This window comes from Amycolatopsis dongchuanensis (assembly GCF_039542405.1).
GTDB classification, from domain to species: domain Bacteria; phylum Actinomycetota; class Actinomycetes; order Mycobacteriales; family Pseudonocardiaceae; genus Amycolatopsis_E; species Amycolatopsis_E sacchari.
This window is the reverse complement of record NZ_BAABIB010000055.1, coordinates 50,962-69,065: the sequence shown is the minus strand read 5'-3', so window position 1 is coordinate 69,065 and position 18,104 is coordinate 50,962. Positions and strand designations below refer to the sequence as shown.

General features: G+C 72.3%; 16 protein-coding genes. 7 read left to right on the top strand and 9 right to left on the bottom strand.

From position 1 onward, the window contains the following. Window positions 1-198 precede the first annotated feature (198 nt). Window positions 199-2,169 carry an acyltransferase family protein gene (locus ABFX51_RS12310; protein WP_346053782.1) on the top strand — a complete coding sequence of 657 codons (1,971 nt, stop codon included), beginning with the start codon at window positions 199-201 and terminating at the stop codon, window positions 2,167-2,169. Here the strand turns inward: ABFX51_RS12310 and ABFX51_RS12305 are convergent, their stop codons facing one another. Together ABFX51_RS12305 and gabT are read right to left on the bottom strand one after the other, a co-directional pair. Continuing rightward, the gene (locus ABFX51_RS12305) at window positions 2,170-3,549 is read right to left on the bottom strand and encodes an NAD-dependent succinate-semialdehyde dehydrogenase (RefSeq protein WP_346053781.1); all 1,380 of its coding nucleotides are present in this window, start codon (window positions 3,547-3,549) and stop codon (window positions 2,170-2,172) included. Further along, window positions 3,549-4,862 (bottom strand): 4-aminobutyrate--2-oxoglutarate transaminase, encoded by a 1,314-nt coding sequence (gene gabT, locus ABFX51_RS12300; RefSeq protein ID WP_346053780.1) that lies wholly within the window; start codon window positions 4,860-4,862, stop codon window positions 3,549-3,551. Before gabT ends, ABFX51_RS12305 begins: the two co-directional genes overlap by 1 nt. Before the next feature lie 82 nt (window positions 4,863-4,944). Here gabT and ABFX51_RS12295 point away from each other — a divergent pair, with 82 nt between their 5' ends. After that, window positions 4,945-5,829, top strand: a complete 885-nt coding sequence (locus ABFX51_RS12295) for a LysR family transcriptional regulator (RefSeq protein WP_346053779.1) — start codon at window positions 4,945-4,947, stop codon at window positions 5,827-5,829. 53 nt (window positions 5,830-5,882) lie between these two features. On the opposite strand, the gene ABFX51_RS12290 is transcribed toward ABFX51_RS12295, so the two are convergent. Genes ABFX51_RS12290 through ABFX51_RS12280 form a run of 3 tightly spaced genes read right to left on the bottom strand, consistent with a single transcriptional unit; the run spans window position 5,883 to window position 8,257 of the window. Continuing rightward, complete coding sequence (locus ABFX51_RS12290; protein WP_091515619.1) at window positions 5,883-6,515, bottom strand: helix-turn-helix transcriptional regulator; 633 nt, start codon at window positions 6,513-6,515, stop codon at window positions 5,883-5,885. Between the two features lie 42 nt (window positions 6,516-6,557). Next, entirely contained in the window at window positions 6,558-7,361 is an 804-nt protein-coding gene (locus ABFX51_RS12285) for an SAM-dependent methyltransferase (RefSeq protein ID WP_091515622.1), read from the bottom strand. Window positions 7,362-7,363: 2 nt separating this feature from the next. Continuing rightward, window positions 7,364-8,257, bottom strand: coding sequence for a helix-turn-helix domain-containing protein (locus ABFX51_RS12280; protein ID WP_091515625.1), 894 nt, complete (start codon window positions 8,255-8,257; stop codon window positions 7,364-7,366). Window positions 8,258-8,399: 142 nt separating this feature from the next. Between ABFX51_RS12280 and ABFX51_RS12275 the strand changes: the two genes are divergently transcribed. After that, entirely contained in the window at window positions 8,400-9,773 is a 1,374-nt protein-coding gene (locus ABFX51_RS12275) for a sensor histidine kinase (RefSeq protein ID WP_091515627.1), read from the top strand. On the opposite strand, the gene ABFX51_RS12270 is transcribed toward ABFX51_RS12275, so the two are convergent. After that, on the bottom strand, window positions 9,728-10,171 hold the full coding sequence (locus ABFX51_RS12270) for a DUF6292 family protein (RefSeq protein WP_177228971.1): 444 nt from the start codon (window positions 10,169-10,171) through the stop codon (window positions 9,728-9,730). The genes ABFX51_RS12275 and ABFX51_RS12270 overlap by 46 nt on opposite strands. A gap of 108 nt (window positions 10,172-10,279) precedes the next feature. Between ABFX51_RS12270 and ABFX51_RS12265 the strand changes: the two genes are divergently transcribed. Both ABFX51_RS12265 and ABFX51_RS12260 read left to right on the top strand, forming a co-directional pair. Then, window positions 10,280-11,125, top strand: a complete 846-nt coding sequence (locus ABFX51_RS12265; RefSeq protein ID WP_346053778.1) for an MEDS domain-containing protein — start codon at window positions 10,280-10,282, stop codon at window positions 11,123-11,125. Beyond that, on the top strand, window positions 11,122-12,063 hold the full coding sequence (locus ABFX51_RS12260) for an anti-sigma factor RsbA family regulatory protein (protein WP_346053777.1): 942 nt from the start codon (window positions 11,122-11,124) through the stop codon (window positions 12,061-12,063). The genes ABFX51_RS12265 and ABFX51_RS12260 overlap by 4 nt, the downstream gene beginning before the upstream one ends. Here the strand turns inward: ABFX51_RS12260 and ABFX51_RS12255 are convergent. The 3 genes from ABFX51_RS12255 to ABFX51_RS12245 all read right to left on the bottom strand — a co-directional run bounded on the left by ABFX51_RS12255 (window position 12,041) and on the right by ABFX51_RS12245 (window position 14,260). Beyond that, window positions 12,041-12,568, bottom strand: coding sequence for a winged helix-turn-helix transcriptional regulator (locus ABFX51_RS12255; RefSeq protein ID WP_091515634.1), 528 nt, complete (start codon window positions 12,566-12,568; stop codon window positions 12,041-12,043). The genes ABFX51_RS12260 and ABFX51_RS12255 overlap by 23 nt on opposite strands. A 64-nt stretch (window positions 12,569-12,632) precedes the next feature. Beyond that, window positions 12,633-13,484, bottom strand: coding sequence for an SAM-dependent methyltransferase (locus tag ABFX51_RS12250; RefSeq protein ID WP_091515637.1), 852 nt, complete (start codon window positions 13,482-13,484; stop codon window positions 12,633-12,635). An 89-nt stretch (window positions 13,485-13,573) separates the two neighbouring features. Continuing rightward, window positions 13,574-14,260, bottom strand: coding sequence for a helix-turn-helix transcriptional regulator (locus tag ABFX51_RS12245; RefSeq protein ID WP_245783396.1), 687 nt, complete (start codon window positions 14,258-14,260; stop codon window positions 13,574-13,576). Window positions 14,261-14,352: 92 nt separating this feature from the next. Here ABFX51_RS12245 and ABFX51_RS12240 point away from each other — a divergent pair, with 92 nt between their 5' ends. Both ABFX51_RS12240 and ABFX51_RS12235 read left to right on the top strand, forming a co-directional pair. Next, the gene (locus ABFX51_RS12240; protein WP_346053776.1) at window positions 14,353-16,728 is read left to right on the top strand and encodes a helix-turn-helix domain-containing protein; all 2,376 of its coding nucleotides are present in this window, start codon (window positions 14,353-14,355) and stop codon (window positions 16,726-16,728) included. 161 nt (window positions 16,729-16,889) lie between these two features. Further along, window positions 16,890-18,092 (top strand): branched-chain amino acid ABC transporter substrate-binding protein, encoded by a 1,203-nt coding sequence (locus tag ABFX51_RS12235; protein ID WP_425425884.1) that lies wholly within the window; start codon window positions 16,890-16,892, stop codon window positions 18,090-18,092. Window positions 18,093-18,104 lie beyond the last annotated feature (12 nt).

Sequence of the window (18,104 nt, the reverse complement as noted above, 5' to 3'; positions counted from 1 at the left end):
CGATCTTGCGCCTGGCGGGAGCGCGGCAGGCCGGTTGCCGTGGGGTTTCGGGCGTCAGGACGTGTCGTCCGGAGTGCAACACTTTTGCAACGCAGGCGTTCCTGAACGCTGATCAATCCTCTGTGGTGACCCCGAGAGCCGTTCAGCCACCGGCCGTCACGTACAAAAGGGAGGGAACCAGGAGCAAAGGGGCGAAACTTGACCGAAGCGGCGCGCCGGTACCGTCCGGAGCTGACCGGCCTGCGGGCGCTGGCCTGCGTGCTCGTCGTCATCTACCACGTGTGGCTGGGGCGGGTTTCCGGTGGCGTGGACGTCTTCTTCCTGCTCTCCGGCTTCCTGTTCACCGGACAACTGGTGCGCCGCCGCGGGGATCTGCTCGCCACGTGGGGCCGCACCCTCCGGCGCCTGCTGCCCGCCGCGCTGACCGTGCTGCTCGTCACCGTCGCGGTCGGGGTCGCGGTGCTGCCGCAGGGCCGCTGGACGCAGACGATCCGGGAGATCTTCGCCTCGTCGCTGTTCGTCGAGAACTGGCGCCTCGCCGCGGACTCGGCCGACTACTTCGCCGCGCACAACACCGCCAGTCCCGTGCAGCACTTCTGGTCACTGGCCGTGCAGGGGCAGTTCTACCTCGTGTGGCCGCTGCTGATCGCCGGAGTCGCGCTCGTCGCCCGGCGGCGGCTGCGGCCGGTGCTCGCCGTGGTGCTGGCGCTGTTGTTCGCCGGCTCACTCGGATACTCCATCCACCTCACCGACGTGGACCAGCCGCTGGCGTACTTCCACTCGCTCACCCGCGTCTGGGAGTTCGCGCTCGGCGGGCTCGTCGCGCTCGGCATCGACGTCCTCACCGCGCCACGTCCGCTGCGGGTCCTGCTCGGCTGGGCCGGGGTCGCGGGCCTGATCAGCTGCGGGCTGGTGTTCAACGTGGGCACGGTGTTCCCCGGCTGGGTCGCGCTGTGGCCGACGTTGTCCGCCGCGCTCGTGCTGGTCGCCGGCGCGACCGGCAGCCGCCTGGGCGTGGACCGGCTGCTGTCCACCCGGCCACTGCGGTACCTGGGGAAACTCAGCTACTCGCTCTACCTGTGGCACTGGCCCGTGCTCGTCTTCTACCTCGTGGCACGGGACCGTGCCGAGGTCGGACTGCTCGGCGGCGCCTTCGTGATCGGGATCGCCGCGCTGCTGGCCGTCGCGACGTACCACCTCGTCGAACAACCGGCCCGCACCGTCGCCTGGGGCTCCTACCGGCTCGTCGCCGTGGCGATGGTGCCGGTGCTGCTCGCGACGTTCGCCTGGCAGTTCACCAGCGAGCACCTGGTGCGTTCACGCGCGGTCGTGGCGGGCGACGCCGACCACCCGGGCGCGCTCGCGCGGACGGAAGGCTTCGTGTACGAGGGCAGGCCGGACGCGCCGCTCGCGCCGTCGTTCGTGGCGCTGCCCGACGACTGGGCGTGGATCGACAACTGCGCCGAGTCCCCGCGCGGCGCGGAACTGGTGGTCTGCACCACCGACACCCCCGAACCCGAGCACCGGATCGCCATCGTCGGGGACTCGCACCCGACGCAGTTCATCGCGGCGCTGCAGCCCATCGCCGAACGCCGCAACTGGCAGCTCATCGTGCTGTCCCGCGGCGGCTGCCCGTTCTCCACCGAGTCCGAGATCGACCCCGAGAACCAGGCGTGCCGGGACTGGAACGCCGCGGCCGCCGACGAGCTGCTCGACCTGCGGCCGGACGTGGTGTTCACCTCCGCCACGCGGGACGTGCGCGTGGGGCTGACCGAGCAGACGCCGCCGGGTTTCCTGGCCCAGTGGGCGAAACTCGGCGACGCCGGCATCCGCGTGCTGGCCGTGCGCGACAACCCGCGCTACGAGACGTCCCCTTCGGAGTGCGTCGAGCACGCGGGCCCGGACGCTCCGGAGTGCGCCGCACCCCGGAGCGAGCTGTACGCACCGGACCCGCCGTACCACTTCCTCGACACGCCGTCCAACGTGGACTTCCTGGACTTCAGCGACTACTACTGCGACGAGGACGTCTGCCCGCCGGTGCTCGGGAACGTGCTGCTGTACCTGGACGACAACCACCTGTCGGCGACGTACCTGGGCACGATGGCGCCGATCGTCGAGCAAGCCATCGACGACGCGCTCGGCTGGGCCGAGGCCCCGACGCCCGCGTGATCAGTCCTCCGGCCAGGCGACGCTGAGGTACTGGATCTCGGTGAACTCGTGCAGGCCCTCGCGGGCGCCTTCGCGGCCGATGCCGCTCTGCTTCATCCCGCCGAACGGGGCGGCGGGATCGGACACCAGACCCCGGTTGACGCCCACCATGCCCGCGTCGATCGCCTCCCCGAGCCGCAGCGCGTGCTGCAGTTCCCCGGCGTAGACGTAGGCGGCCAGGCCCATTTCGGACGCGTTCACCAGCTCCAGCAGCTCGTCCTCCGAGCGGTAGGTGATGACGGGGGCCACCGGGCCGAAGATCTCGTGCCGCACGATCTCGGCGTCGGCGGGCACGTCGGCCAGCACGGTGGGCGGGAAGAAATAGCCCTTGCCGTCGGACGGGACCTCGGCGCGCGCGACGACCCGTGCCCCGGCCGCGATCGCCGACTCGACGAGCTTCGTCACGCCGTCGACGGCCTTCGCGCTGATCAGCGGGCCGATTTCCCCGTCCGCGCCGACCTTCAGCGCCTCGACGCGTGCGGCCAGCTTCGCCGTGAAGTCCTCGACGACGTCGGCGTGCACGTAGAAGCGGTTCGCCGCGGTGCAGGCCTGCCCGCCGTTGCGGAACTTGGCGATCATCGCGCCCTCGACGGCGGCGTCGAGGTCCGCGTCGGCGGTGACGACGAAGGGCGCGTTCCCGCCCAGCTCCATCGACGAGTTCACGACCCGGTCCGCCGCCTGGCGCAACAACAACTGGCCCACACGCGTGGAGCCGGTGAAGGAGATCTTGCGGACGCGCGGGTCTTCCAGCCACGTGGTCACGACGGCACCGGCGTCGGTGGTGGTCACGACGTTCACCACACCGTCCGGCACCCCGGCCTCGGTGAGCAGGCGGGCCACGGCGAGCGCGGTCAGCGGCGTCTCGGCGGCGGGCTTGAGCACCACGGTGCAGCCCGCGGCGAGCGCCGGGCCGATCTTGCGCGTGGCCATGGCGGCGGGGAAGTTCCACGGCGTCACGAGCGCCGCCACGCCGACCGGCTTGCGCGTCACGAGCGTGCGCGTGCCACCGGCGGGGGAGGGGCCGTAGCTGCCGTCGGTGCGGACGGCTTCCTCGGCGTACCAACGGAAGAACTCCGCCGCGTAGGTCACCTCACCGCGGGCGTCGGCGAGCGACTTGCCGTTCTCCGACACGATGAGCGCGGCCAGTTCCTCGCGGTCGCGCAGCATCAGCTCGAACGTCCGGTGCAGGACCTCCGAACGCGTGCGCGCGGGCGTGCGTGCCCACGCGCGGGCGGCGGCGGTGGCCGCGTCCACCGCGGTGGTCGCCTCGGCGACCCCGCCGTCGGGCACGGTCGCGATGGTCTCGCCGGTGGCGGGGTTTTCGACGGTGAACTGGGACATCAGAATCCTTCCGCGAGGACGTCGAGCGCGTCGTGGAGCAGTTCGTCGCTGATGGACAGTGGCGGCAGGAACCGCAGGACGTTGCCGTAGGTGCCGCAGGTCAGCACGATCACGCCACGGGCGTGCGCGGCGGCGGCCACCGAGCGGGCAAGCTCGGGGTCGGGCTCGGTCGTGCCGGCCCGCACCAGCTCGACGGCGATCATCGCGCCGCGGCCCCGGATGTCGCCGATCCGGTCGTCGCGCTCGCGCAGCGCCGACAGCCGGTCCTTCATCAGGCGCTCGATCTCGCGGGCGCGCTCGACGAGCCCCTCGGCCTCGATCGTCTCGATGGTCGCGAGCGCGGCGGCACACGCGATCGGGTTGCCGCCGTACGTGCCGCCGAGGCCACCGGCGTGCGCGGCGTCCATGATCTCCGCGCGGCCGGTCACCGCCGACAGCGGCAGGCCGTCCGCAATGCCCTTGGCGCTGACGAGCAGGTCCGGCACGATGCCCTCGTGCTCGCTGGCGAACAGCGCGCCGGTGCGGGCGAAACCGGTCTGGACCTCGTCGGCGATGAACACGACGTCGTTGTCCCGGCACCATTGCGCGAGCGCGGGCAGGAACCCGGGCGCGGGCACGATGAACCCGCCCTCGCCCTGGATGGGCTCGATCACGACGGCGGCGGGCTTGCCGATCTGCTTCTCGATGACGTCGATCGCGCGGCGGGCGGCGGCGGGGCCGTCCAGCTCGTCGCGGAACGGGTACGACAGCGGCGCGCGGTAGACCTCGGGCGCGAACGGGCCGAAGCCGTGCTTGTACGGCATGGACTTCGCGGTCAGCGCCATGGTCAGGTTGGTGCGGCCGTGGTAGGCGTGGTCGAACGCGACGACGGCCTGGCGGCCGGTGTACGCGCGGGCGATCTTCACGGCGTTCTCCACGGCCTCGGCGCCGGAGTTGAACAGCACGGAGCGCTTGTCGTGCGTGCCCGGCGTGAGGCGGTTGAGCTGCTCGGCGACCGCGACGTAACCCTCGTACGGCGTGACCATGAAGCAGGTGTGCGTGAACGCCTCGGCCTGCTCGCGCACGGCGTCCACGACGCGGGGGGCGCTGACGCCGACGGTCGTCACGGCGATGCCGGAGCCGAGGTCGATCAGCACGTTGCCGTCGACGTCCTCGACCACCCCGCCACCGGCGCGCACGGCGAACACGGGCATCGTCGTCCCGACCCCGCGGGCGACGGCGTTCTGCTTGCGGGCCATCAGTTCCCGCGAAAGCGGGCCGGGGATCTCCGTCGCGAGGCGACGCGCTTGGGGCAGGGAGGTGGCGAGTGTCATGCCCCCATGGTCGGAGCCATCGACCATGCCGTCCACTGCTTGTTTTCTAGTCTTGCCATGCCTGGGAGGCATACTGGAGGACGTGGAACTGAGGACCCTGCGGTACTTCGTGGCCGTCGCCGAGCACGGCTCGGTCAGCGCCGCCGCGGCCGCCGTGCACGTGACGCAGCCCGCGTTGTCCCGGCAGGTGCGGCAGCTGGAGCGCGAGCTGCGGCTGGAGTTGTTCGAGCGGCACGGGAACCGGCTCGCGCTCACCGCCGCGGGCGCGCAGTTCCTGCCCGTGGCGCGGGACGTCCTGCAGCGCGCCGACGACGCCCTGTCCGCCGCGGAGGCCTTCGCCGCCGGCCACCTCGTGCGGCTCACGATCGCCGCCCCGACCACGACGCTGACCGACCTGATCGCGCCGTTCCTGGCGACCTTCGGGCCGGACGACCCGCTGCCCACGGTCGTCGAGAACAGGGGAACGGCGGCGCTGCACCACGGCGCGGACCTGGCGATCGTGACGCAGCCGCCGGAGTCGGGCTGGAGCAGTTACGCGGTCGCCGTGATGCCGCTGTTCGCGTACGTGCCGCCCGGCCACCGCTGGGCGGGGCGGGCCGCGGTGCCGCTCGCGGAGCTGGCGCGCGAAACCCTCGTGGTGCTGGACCCGTCGTTCCGGCCGAGGCAGTTGTTGCAGGAGGCGCTCGCGGCTGAGGGTCTGACCACGCCGGAACTCGTCGAATGCGGCAACGCCCAGGTGGCGCAAGCGCTTGCGGCAGCGGGCCGGGGCGCGGCGGTGGTGTCGGACGACCCGCGCTTCGGGCTGCACGGCATGCGGATCCGGTGCGCGGACGGGCCGTTGCGGATGGCGTTGTTCGCGGCGTGGTCGCCGACGCACCATGCGGCGGCTTCGCTGGCCGCACTGGCGCGGCGGCTGCGGGCGTTCAGCGCGGAGCTGTACGGGGATGAGGTGCTGCCGGTGGGTTGAGGCGCGGGAGCTGCTAGGTGGGCGCCAAGTAGAGCGGCCGCCGCCCCAGGACGTCAGCCCCGGCGGCACTCCGCGAGATCGGTGTACAGGGACGCGCGCGAGATGCCGAGCCGGGCGGCGATGCGCGGAGCCGCGCCGCGCACGGCGAACACGCCCCGCTCGTCCAGCGCCTTGAGCAGCCGCAGGCGTTCGCGGCGCTGCAGGCTGTCGACGGGCTTGGCCAGCGCCAGTTCCTCCGCCCGCACCACCGCGTCGACGACCTCGTCGAAATCGTCCGTGAACGTCGTCGCCGGGATGGTGGCCGGGGCCAGGCCCGCGAGGTCCGCCAGCAGGTCCCCGGCCTGGCGCAGCGCCGTCACGTCGAGGTTCACGCACAGCGCCCCGAACACGCGCCCCTCCCCGTCGCGCAGCGGCAGCGTGGACGACTTGATCACGCGTCCCGACTCGGTGCGCGTGACGTAGTTCAGCTCGGGCTCCGCCGCGTCACCGCGGGCGAGCATCCGCAGCCCGATCTCGCTCGTCGCGCCACCGACGTGCCTGCCGGTCACCTCGCCCGCGACGGCGACGACCGACCGGTCGCCGAGCCGGTGGTCGTGCAGCACCACCTCGCACGAGCGGCCGAACGTCGCGGCCAGCCCCGGTACCAGCCCCTTGAGCGCGTCGAGGATCGCGTCCGCCGTCTCCACCCGGTCAGTCTAGAGACCGGACACTTTGTCCAGAAGCGGGTTTCACGGCACCCTGCCGACCCCGGCCAGCCCTACCCGGCGCGGCACGTCCTCCTCGTCCGGCACGTAGTCCGGGTCGTCGGGACGCCAGTCCGGCACGGCCACCAGCCCCGGCTCGACGAGCTCCAGCCCGGCGAAGAACGCGGCGATCTGCCCGGGTTCGCGGATCGCCAGGTTCTCCGCCACCGTGCTGTTGTAGACGTGCCTGGTCTCCCGCTGGAGGTTGCCCGCCCGGCCCTCGGCACGCACGAGGTGGCTGAGCGCGAAGTAACTGCCGGACGTGAGCCGCGACAGGTAGCGCCGCACCAGGTCCAGCGCCTGCGCGTCGTCGGGGACGAAGTGCAGCACCGAGATCATCAGCACCGCCACCGGCCGCGAGAAGTCCAGCAGGCCCGTCACCTCCGGTGAACCCAGCACCACGTCGGGCTCCCGCAGATCGGCCAGCAACGCGGTGGCGTCCGGGTTGTCGCTCAGGATCCGCTGCCCCAGCTCCACGGCGTCGCGCTCGTAGTCGACGTACACCACGCGCGCGCCGGGCGCCTCGGCCTGCGCGATCTCGTGCACGTTGCCCACGGTCGGGATGCCGGAACCGAGGTCGAGGAACTGCCGCACGCCCGCACCGGTCAGGAAGCGCACCACCCGGCCGAGGAACTCGCGGTTGTAGCGCGCGCCGACCGCGGCGAGCGGGAACGAGCGCACCATGTGCGCGGCCGCCTCGCGGTCCACCGCGCTGTTGTGCGTACCGCCCAGCATGTAGTCGTAGACGCGGGCCGCCGTGGCGACCGGGCGCTCCGGGCTTTCGGGCATCGTCACTCCTTCGCCGCGCCGCGGAAGTCCCGGCGCACCTCGCGCAGGAACCGCCGGGTCGCTTCGGGGCTGAGGGCCGCGGTGGTCGCCGCGAACCAGAGTCGTTCGTAGGGCTCGACGTTGTCGTCGGGGACGACGCGCGCGCCCTGCATCGTGTACGCGAAGTCGAGGTGCTGCTGGAACCGGCCGAGCACGCCCGGTGCCGGCAGCCGCAGCAGGGCGAACCGCTCCAGCGCGGTCTCCACGACGAGACCGGGCACCGGCGTGAACGGCACGAGCTGCAGCGTGATGTTCGGCCGCGCGGACAGCCGCAGCAGGTGGTCGATCTGGTCGGCCATGACGGAATGGTCGCCGTGTATTCGGCGGACACACGATTCACTGAGCAGTGCGTAGACTTCCGGCGGTTCCGCGCGGGCCAGGACGCGCTGGCGGTCGAGAATGGCGGTCACCGATTCCTCGTCCGGCCGGCCGGCGCGGACGTACGATTCACACTGCAAAAGCGGCGGAATGCGTTCGACGCCCACGAGCCGGATGAGTTCGGCGTCCTCTTCGAGATCGACGTACTGCCGGAAATGCTCCGGGTGCACCGCCCGCGCGCCGCGCCACCGGCCGCGTTGCGAGGTGCCGCTGTTGAGCTGGAGCGCCAGCTCCAGCGTGACGCCGTTGGGCGCGCCGTACGCGCCGAGCAGCGCGTGGAGATCGTCCTCGCTGATCCCGCCGTCGCCGTTCTCCAGCCGGGTGATCTTGTTCTGCACGCTGCGCCTGCTCGTGTCCGGCCAGATCATCGCCCCCACCTCCTCCTGGGTCAGCCCGCGCCGTTCGCGCAGGTGCCGCAGCAACGCGGCGAGCTGGAACCTGCGGCCGGTCGGGGTCCTGGCCACCGGGGGAACTGTCACGCGGTGTTCTTCCGATCAGTGAGACGGGGAGCAGAATTGTAGGCCGGAATTCGCGGGGAAATCCAGCGTCCATTCGTGGGGGCGCGGAACTCGCCCCCGGGAAGCGGATTTCGCACCGGCCTTTTCGGGGTTACCATCAACCGTGCTCAGCCGGGCCTGGCCGCGGACGTTGCGCTGGCGGGTGCACGCGCTCGTCGGCGGCCTGCTGTTGCTCCTCCTCGTGACGGCCGCCGCCACCACCGCGTCCTGGCTCTACGCCACGTCGCTGGGCGCGCACGTCCGGACCTCGTTGCGGCCGGCCCAGCAGGCGGTCGCAGCGCTGAGCAAGGACCACGTCGACATGGAGACCGGTGTCCGCGGCTTCCTGCTGACCGGGGACGAGCAGTTCCTCGCGCCCTACGACTCCGGGCTGGCCGACCGGGACCGGCGCGAGGCGAGCCTGCGCGCCCTGCTGTCGTTCGACGAGCCGTCCCTGCGGTTGGTCGATGAGGTGGCCGCGGCGAGCGACGCCTGGCTCGACCGGTCGATCAGGCCGGCGGTGGCCGCCGTGCGGGCCGGGCCGGTGGACCAGCAGACGATCCGGCAGCTTTCCTTGCACGGCAAGGCGGACTTCGACGTCCTGGGGGCGCGGCTCGCCGCGCTGCAGAGCCACATCGACGAGCTCACGGCGGCCGGGCTGCAGCAGAGCGTGGGAGCGCAGAACCGGGCGACGGTCGTGACCGGGGTGTGCGCCGCGCTCGCGCTCGTCCTCGGCGCCGTGACCGTCCTGCTGCTGCGCACCTCGCTGGACGCCCCGCTGCGGCGGTTGCTCGCGCAGGTCAGGGGAGTCGCGGACGGCGATCTCGACCAGCGGGTCGACGGGAGCGGCCCGCAGGAGGTCGCCGAGCTGGGCGCGGCGGTGGAGGGCATGCGGGTGCGCATCCGCGGCGAGATCGGCCGGGCCGGTGAAGCGGCCGCACAGGTCGTGCGCCTGGAGGAGACCGACCGGATCGCGCGGGAGCTGGGTGACACCGTGCTCAAGAACCTGTTCGGCCTCGGGCTGACCCTGCAGTCGGCGAGCGCGCGGTTTCCCGTGGCGCAGCCGGTGTTCACCCGCGCCATCGCCGACCTCGACCAGGCGATCAACCAGCTGCGTTCGGCGTTGTACGGGCACCTGCCGTCGCCGGACCGGCCGTCGCTCGGCCTCGCCGTGCAGGCGCTGGTCGGCGAGCTGGAGTCCGGGGCCGGCGTCGTGCCGGAGCTGGAGCTGTCCGGGGACCTGGACCGGGAGCTGCCGGACGAGGTGGTCACGGAGGCGCTGGAGGTCCTGCACGAGGCGCTCGGCGCGTTCGTCGGGCACGACGGTCCCGTGCGGATCGGGCTCGCGCGCACCGACGGGTACCTGACGCTGCACGTGAGCGGGCCCGCCCCCGGCACGCCCGAGGGGTTGCGGACGTTGCGGGAGCGGGCCCGGGACCAGCTGGAGATCGCCTACGAGGGCGACCGGGTGATCATCGACTGGGAGGTGCCGGCGTAACCGTGCCGGGCGAGGCGCTCGGTCAGGTCCGCGCAGGGCGGGAAGTTCGGCGGTTCGAGCTGCCCCGGCTGCTTGTCGGCGAGCAGGTCGCGGAGGAAGCCGACCACCGCGCTCGGTGGCGGGACGACCTCGCCGCCGAGGTAGGCGACGACGATGACGTCCTCCCCGCTGTGGGTCTCGATCGCGGCGGCCCAGCCCTGGTTGTCCTCCCAGAGGAGGGCGAGGTCGCGGTCGGGGAAGTTGGGCAGGCGCTCGTCGAGCGCGATGTAGGCGCTGGCAGGCCGTCCGGTCATGGCACACGTGGATTCCGGTGGCACCCCGAGCGCGTCCGCCACCACGGCGATGTAGGCCTGCAGGGCCGATTCGGCAGCGTCCCAACCGTAGATGTCCACGATCACCCTCGCTTCCTTCGGTATTCCCTCGGAAGGAGTACCCCCGATTCGGCGATCGAATCGTTCTCGCGGGAGGAATCTGGGCGGCTTGTGCCGGGAAAGTACGCTGGGGGCATGCGGCGTACGGGCGTCTCCTCCGCGGGACGCGGCTTCGGCCCCCACGACCACCTGTGCTGGGGCTACGACGACCCGGCGGACTTCCACGCCCGGGCCGTCGAGTTCCTCGCCGACGGGGTGTCACTCGGCTTGAAGACCAGCTTCGTGGCGCCCGGTGACGCCGGCGGGCTGACGGAGGAACTGAGCCGGTCGGCACCGCTCGCCAAGGCGCTGCGCGAGGGCTCCCTGACGATCGAGTCGCTCGACGGCGTGTACGGCGAGGACGAGGTGGTGGACCCGGAAACGCAGGTCGCGACCTACGCCGCCGCCACGGAGGCGGCGCTCGCCGAGGGGTACCGCGGCTACCGGGTGGCGGCGGAGGCCACCGGGCTCGTCCGCACACCCGCGCGGCTGGCGCGGTTCACGCGGTACGAGCACCGCATCGACCGCTACATGACGGCCCACCCGTTCTCCGCGATGTGCGGCTACGACCAGCGGGAACTCGACGATGCCGCGATCGTCCAGCTGGCGAGCCTGCACCCCGCGGCGAGCCGGGGCGCCACGCCGTTCCGCCTGCACCCGGACTCCGACGGCGTGCTGGCCCTCAGCGGCGAACTCGACCACGGCACCGTCGGACCGTTCACGCTCGCGCTGGAGCGGGCGCAGCTGCTGCCCGAGCCGGGACGGCGGGTGGTGATCGACGGCCGCGGCCTGGAGTTCACCGACCACCGCAACCTCCTGGCGCTGTCCGACGCGGCGGTCAGGGAGGACGTGACCGTGGTCCTGCGCACGGGCTGCCCGTCCGCGCGGCGCCTGCTCGAACTGTTCGAGGTGCCCGCCGTGACCCTGGAGCAGGCCGCATGAGATCGGGCGCCGCAGCCGGGCACACCGGCTACTACCACGAAACCGCCTTCTACTCCTCCGACCAGGAGCTGCTCGACGTCGTCGTGCCGTTCCTGGAGGACGGGCTCGCCGCGGGGGAGCCGGTGCTGGTCGCGTTCGGCCCGGTCAACCAGCGGCTGCTGACCTCCGCCATGGACACCTCGAAGCTGACCGTCATCGCCGGGGAGGAGCAGTACCTGCGCCCGGCGTCGGCGATCCGGCGGTACCGCGAGCTGTTCGCGCGGTACGTCGAGCAGGGCGTGTCGCAGATCCGCGTGGTGGGCGACGTCCCGCACCCCGGGGTCGGCGAGCCGTGGGACTGGTGGGCCCGCTACGAGGCGGTGGTCAACCACGCCTACGACGACTTCCCGCTGTGGGGCCTGTGCCCGTACGACGTCCGCATCACGCCGGAACACGTACTGGCCGACGTCGCCCGCACCCACCCGCACGTCGCCACGCCGGACGGCGGCCACCTGGACAACGACGGCTACCGGGACCCGGCGGGTTTCCTGCCCACCTGGCGGGACGCGCCGCGGCCCGGCCCCGAACCGGGGCCGCCGTCCGCCGAGCTGGTCGGTCCGACGGCCGCGGACGCGCGCCGCGTCGTGCGGGCCGCGCTCGCGGGCACGGGGATCGACGCCGACCGCGCCGAGGACTTCGTGATGGCCGTGAGCGAGGCCGTCACGAACGCCTCCGTGCACGGGAAACCGCCGGTGCGCCTGAGGATCTGGCCCGGCGACGACCGCGTGGTCGCGACGGTGACCGACGGCGGCGAGGGCCCCGTCGATCCGTTCGCGGGCCTCCTCGCCACGGCGGAGACCCGGTCGGCGGGCGTGGGCCTGTGGATGGCGCACCAGATCTGCCGCCACGTCTCCCTCTACCGCGACGAAGAGGGGTTCACCGTCCGGCTGGTGTGCTGAGCGGCGTCAGCAGCCGGTGCGCCGGGCGGAGCGCCCGGTCGACCGGGTCCTCGGGCTCGGCGGGCTCGCCGGGGCCGGGGCGGTACTCGACGTCGGTCACCGGCGGCACCGTGCCGCAGCCGGCGCAGAAACCACCGCGGGACAGCACGCTGCCGCAGTCGACGTGCACGTACAGCGCGCGCGGGCCGTTCGGCGCCTGGTGGGTGTTGCCCCAGTCGTTGAGCGCGTGCAGCGTCGGCCACAGGTCCAGACCGGTGGCGGTCAGCCGGTACTCCGGCCGCCCCGGCCGGTGCTCGGCGCGGTCCAGCACGCCGGCCGCGACCAGCCGGTCGAGCCGGACCGTGAGCACCGCCTTGGGGATCGCCAGGTGCCGGTAGAGGTCGGTGAACCGCCGCACGCCGAAGAACAGGTCCCGCAGGATCAGCAACGTCCAGCGCTCGCCGACGATCTCCAGCGTGCGCGCGATCGAGCACTCCTGCCCGGTGTAGTCGGACTTCAGGGCCATGACCCCAGCGTAACGGCGGGTTCGGTGAGCAGACCGGCTCCCGGGCGGCGTCGGCCGGGAGCGGTCAGGGCTTGCGGCCCACGACGCCCGCGATGCAGCGGGCCGCCTTGCTGAGCGGGGTCAGCCGGGGGCCGTCCGGCCACCACTCGTCACAGGCCACCAGGCCGGGGTCCGTCGTCGCGTTGGGCTTGACGATCTCCAGCCCCGGCAGCATCGCGAGGATCTCGTCCCGCGTGCGGAACCGGCCCGCCCCCATCGGCCCGTGCACGAGGATGTCCTCGATCCGCTTGGCCACCTCGGTCAGCTCCGGCACCTGCGGGTCGTAGAAGTGCGAGAACACCACGTACGAACCCGGCGCGAGCGCGTCGATGTACTCCCGCATCACCTCGGGCCCGCCGTCGCCCTCCAGGTGGTGCAGCGTGCCCACGTGCAGCAGCACCAGCGGCTGGGCGAAGTCCAGGTGCCGGCGCACGACCTCGTGCCCCAGCACGGTCGAGGGCGTGAAGATGTCCGCCTCGACCATGTGGACGTTCTCGTTCTCCTCGAGCAGCGCCCGCCCGTGCGCGAGCACGACCGGGTCGTTGTCCACGTAGACCACCCGAGAGTCCGGGTTGCTGCGCTGCACGATCTGGTGGGTGTTCTCCGCGGTCGGCAGGCCCGAGCCGCAGTCCAGGTACTGGTCGATCTTCGTCTGCGTGGCGAGGAACCGGCAGGCGCGGTTGAGGAACCCCCGGTTGCCCCTGGCGATGTCCACCGCCTCGGGCACCGCCTCGTTGATCTTGCGCATCACCGCCCGGTCCACCTCGTAGTGGTCCTTGCCACCGAGGAACCCGTCGTAGATACGGGCGATGCTCGGCCTGGTCGGGTCGACCCCGACCGGGACCTGGCTCGGTGAGGTGGGCGGCGCACCGGTCATGACTGCCTCGCAGGACGTTCGCGTTCGACGCTGGACGTACTGAGAGTAGTGGCCCGTGACACACCCCAGGAAGGGGCCGTCCGGTGTGCTCAGATCAGGCCGTTGCGCAGGGCGTACGAGACGGCGTGGGTCCGGTTGCGCAGCCCCAGGCGCGTGGTCAGCTTGTGCAGGATGTTCTTCACGGTGCGTTCCGAGTACGACATCTCCGCCGCGATCTCCGCGGTGTCCTGGCCCTGCGCGAGCAGCCGCAGCACCGTGGTCTCCCGCGTGGACAGGCCGGTGGGCGTCAGCTCGTTCGGCACCAGCACGTCGCGGTGCAGCCGCGCCATGCCCTGCAGCACCTGCCCCAGCTGTTCCGGTGGCAGGTAGCCGAAGCCGCGGGCGGCGTCGGCGACGGCCTTGCGCAGCCGTTCCGGCGTCACCTCCTTGCGGGGCACGAGCACGACGAGGCCGCTCTCGATCGCCTTCCACAGTTCGGCGGGCTGGGGCGGGTCGGCGACGAGCACGAGCCGGGTGTGGCGGGCGGTCTCGCCGACCAGGTAGGGCAGCGTGCGGAGGTCGTCGGCGACGGCCACCAGCACCCCGGCCTGCCTCGGGTCACCGTCGGCGAGCCGCAGCCCCGGCTGGGTGCGCAGCACGCTGAGCAGTCCGGTGCGCAGCAGCGGGTCGGTGGCGAGCACGCCGACCGAAACCGCTCGGGTCGCGGGTGCGCTCGAGTGTGCCCTCGGAGTCAGCGAAGAGCCGGTGTCCTCCATCCGGGCGATACTGATTGACATGGCGCCAGGAAACCGCGAAGAAGGGTAGTCGGCCAGGAAGAACGACCAGCAGTTTTTCGCCTCCGCTACTTCTGCCGGTTTAATGGTCGCCGGTGAACGAGACTCCCCCTGCCGACGAACCGGGCTTCGGCGAGCTGCTCCTGCGGCTGCGCCGCGCCTCGGGCCTGACCCAGGCCGACCTCGCGGAGGCGTCCGGGGTGAGCGTCCGCGCCCTGTCCGACCTGGAACGCGGCCGCGCCAGGGCCGCGCAGCGGCGCTCCACGGAGGCCCTCGCCGACGCGCTCGGCCTGACCGGTCCCGAGCGGAGCCGCTTCCTGGAGCTGGCGCGCCAGGGCAGGCAGCGCGGGGCCCGCCCCGTCCCGCTGCCGCCCGCGGTCGCGCCGCTGCCGAGCGCGGTGCCGGATCTCGTCGGCCGCACCGCCGAGCTGGAGCGCTTGCGGGCGGCGGCGCTGGACGCCGCCCGGACGCCCGGGGGAGTGGTCGTCTCCGTCGTCGGGCACCCCGGCGTCGGCAAGACCGCGCTCGCCGCGACGGCCGCGTACGCGTTGCGGGAGGAGTTCCCCGACGGCTGCTTCTCGGTGGACCTGCGGGGGATGGACGACCAGCCGGTCGCTCCCCGGGCGGCGCTCGACCTCCTGCTGCGCGCGCTCGGTGTGCCGGTGGAGCAGATCCCGGTCACCGTCGAGGAGCAGACGGCCCTGTTCCGCTCGCTGCTGTCCGGACGGCGCACGATGATCCTGCTCGACAACGCCGCCGACGAGACCCAGCTGCGCCCGCTGCTCGCCCGCACCACCGGCTGCCTCACCGTGATCACCTGCCGCCGGGCGCTCGTGGGGCTGGAGTCGGGGCGGTGGATCTGGCTCACCGCGCTCAGCCAGGACGACGCGGCCTCGCTCGTCGGCACGATCATCGGGCACGAGCGCACGCGCGCCGAACCCCAGGCCGTCGCGGAGCTGGCGGAGCTGTGCGGGAACCTGCCGCTGGCGGTGCGGATCGCGGGCAACCGGCTGGCCAGCCGTCCACATTGGACTATCGAGCACCTGGTCACGCTGCTGCGGGACGAGCGCACCCGCCTCGCCGCGCTGTCGGCGGGAGACCTGCGCGTGCGCTCGGCGTTCGCGATGTCGCACCGGCGGCTGACCGGCGAGGCGCGGCTGGTGTTCCAGCGGCTGGCGCTGATCCCCGGCCCGGCGTTCGGCGTCGAGCTGGCCGCGATCGCCACCGGACTGCCCGAGCCCAGGGTGCGCCTGTACATCGACGAGCTGGTCGACGCGAACCTCCTGCAGGCCGGCGCCCAGGACGGCCGGTACTCCTACCACGACCTGATCAGGCTGTTCGCCCGCGAGCGGCTGGAGGCGGAGGAGGACCCGGACGACCTCGCGAAGGTGCGCACCGCCGTGGTGAGCTACCTGCTGGACACCGCCATGGTCGCCGCCTCGTTGCTGCACCCCGAGGCCACGAAGGGCAACCCGCGGTTCCCCGCGCGGGAGGACGCCGTGCGGTGGCTGGACGGCGAGGCCGCGAACTGGCTCGCCGCGCAACGGCTCGCCGCCCGCGACGGCGACCACCGCCGCGTCGTGGGGCTGGCCGAGGCGATGCACTGGTACTCCGACGTCCGCCAGCAGCACCACCCGTGGGACCAGGTGTTCGAGCTCGGGCTGACCGCCGCCCGCGCGCTGGGCGACCGGCACGCGGAGGCGAAGCTGCTGAACTTCGTCGGCTGGGCGCGGTACCTGCTGATGGACGACCACGAGGGCGGGTACGCCGCGCACCGCGAGGCGCTGGCCCTCGCGCGGGAGATCGGCGACTCCGTGGAGGAGACCTGGGCGCAGGGGTACCTGGGCGCCGTGCTCATGCGGCTCGGCAGGCCGGAGGAGGCGCTCGAGCACAGCAGGGTCGCCGCCGTCGCGCGCGGGCTCGGGTTCTGGGCGGGCCAGGCCCCGCTCCGCAACGTGCTCGGACAGGTCCTGACCGCGGCGGGGCGGCCGGAGGAGGCGCTGGCGGTGCACCGCGCGGTGCTCGCGGACGGCGAGCTGCAGCGTTCCGAGGCCAACCCCGAGACCTACCGGTTCCTGCGCTCGCTGACGTTCCGCTTCATGGGCAACGCGCACGTGAAGCTGGGGGAGTGGGCCGAAGCGGCCCGCGCCTACCGCACCGAGCGCGCCCTGTTCGACGAGGCGCAGGCGCCGATGGACGCGGCCGAGGCCGGGCTGCGGGAAGGCAGGGCGTGGCGCGAGGCGGGCGAGTACGAACCCGCCGTGCGGTGCCTGCGTGCGGCGCTCACCGCCTTCACCGAACCGTTCAGCCGGTGGTCGCGGGCGCAGACGCTGGCCGAACTGGCCTCGGTGCTCGAACTGGCGGGTGACGCCGAGGCCTCGCGGGAGTACCGTGAAGAGGCTGCCGTCCTGTGTGGACAGGTCGGCACCGAGGCCGCGGAACGGCTCGCCGCGGAGCTGGCGGGCGCCTGAGGCCCTTCGGGCATTCCTGCCGTCCGATCAGGAAGACGGATGCGCGGGGCGTTCCCCCATCCGGCCGTATCGGCATACTGGCTTCGCCACGGGGGAGCACGGCACATTCCGACCATCTCGTCGCGTGCTCCAACCCTACCTTTTTTTCAGGCGGAGGAACGATGTCTGCAACACGAATCAGCCGCGTCCTGGTGCTGGCGGCCGCGGCCTCGCTGGCGCTCGGAGCGTGTGCCGCGCGCGACAGCGGGGGCTCGGGCTCGGACGGCAACACGTCCGCCGCGGCACCTTCGCTCGCGGCCAACGCCGCCAACCCGGCGGGTGACGGCAAGGCCGTCTGCTCGGGCGTGTCGATCGCCTACATCGGCACGATCAACGGCAACAGCGCCGCGTTCGGGCAGAACTCGCTGCGTGGCATCGACCTCGCCGTGAAGCAGCACAACCAGGCCAACCCGAACTGCCAGGTCACGCTGAAGAAGTTCGACAGCGAGGGCAAGCCCGACAAGGCACCGGGTGTGGTCAACCAGGCCATCGCCGAGCCCGACATCCTCGGTGTCGCCGGCCTGCCGTTCTCGGGCGAGTCGAAGGCCGTGGGCAACCTGTTCAACCAGGCCGGCCTCGTGAGCGTGACGCCGATCGCGACGAACCCCGACCTCACCAAGAAGGGCTGGAAGACGTTCTTCCGTGGCGTCGGCAACGACTCGGTGCAGGGCCCCGCCGCCGTCAAGCTGATGACGGAGACGTTGAAGGCGAACAAGATCTGCGTCGTCGAGGACGACTCGGAGTACGGAATCGGCCTCGCCGCCCAGGTCACCCAGGCGCTGGGCAGCAAGGCTTCGTGCACCGACAAGGTGAAGACCGGGCAGACCGACTTCTCCGCCGTGGTCAACAAGATGTCCTCGGAGAACCCGGACGCGATCTTCTACGCGGGCTACTACCCCGAGGCCGCACCGTTCGCGCAGCAGCTCAACGACAAGGGTGTCACCGCCAAGTTCGTCGCCCCCGACGGCGTGAAGGACCCGGAGTTCCTCAAGGGCGCCGGTGCCGGTGCGAACAACGCCTACTTCACCTGCCCGTGCGTCCCCGAGGACAACTTCAAGGACTTCACCGCCGCCTTCAAGCAGGTCGAGGGCGCCGACCCGGGCACGTACTCCCCGGAGAGCTACGACGTGGCGACGATTCTGCTCAAGGGGATCGATTCGGGCGTCAAGGACCGTGCGGGCCTGCTGAACTTCGTCAAGAACTACGACGGCCAGGGCCTGACCAAGCACTACAAGTGGGACGCGACCGGTGAGCTGACCGAGACTCCCGTGTGGAGCTACCGCGTGCAGAACGGCAAGATCGTCAACAACGGCCAGCTGAGCTGACCGCTCCTCGCC

Bases quoted from the DNA above. Each gene is read 5' to 3' on its own strand.
- ABFX51_RS12305 (WP_346053781.1), bottom strand. From the start codon at position 3,549: ATGTCCCAGTTCACCGTCGAAAACCCCGCCACCGGCGAGACCATCGCG.
- gabT (WP_346053780.1), bottom strand. From the start codon at position 4,862: ATGACACTCGCCACCTCCCTGCCCCAAGCGCGTCGCCTCGCGACGGAG.
- ABFX51_RS12285 (WP_091515622.1), bottom strand. From the start codon at position 7,361: ATGCCCGAAAGCCCGGAGCGCCCGGTCGCCACGGCGGCCCGCGTCTAC.
- ABFX51_RS12265 (WP_346053778.1), top strand. From the start codon at position 10,280: ATGCGGCGTACGGGCGTCTCCTCCGCGGGACGCGGCTTCGGCCCCCAC.
- ABFX51_RS12260 (WP_346053777.1), top strand. From the start codon at position 11,122: ATGAGATCGGGCGCCGCAGCCGGGCACACCGGCTACTACCACGAAACC.
- ABFX51_RS12255 (WP_091515634.1), bottom strand. From the start codon at position 12,568: ATGGCCCTGAAGTCCGACTACACCGGGCAGGAGTGCTCGATCGCGCGC.
- ABFX51_RS12250 (WP_091515637.1), bottom strand. From the start codon at position 13,484: ATGACCGGTGCGCCGCCCACCTCACCGAGCCAGGTCCCGGTCGGGGTC.
- ABFX51_RS12245 (WP_245783396.1), bottom strand. From the start codon at position 14,260: ATGTCAATCAGTATCGCCCGGATGGAGGACACCGGCTCTTCGCTGACT.
- ABFX51_RS12235 (WP_425425884.1), top strand. From the start codon at position 16,890: ATGTCTGCAACACGAATCAGCCGCGTCCTGGTGCTGGCGGCCGCGGCC.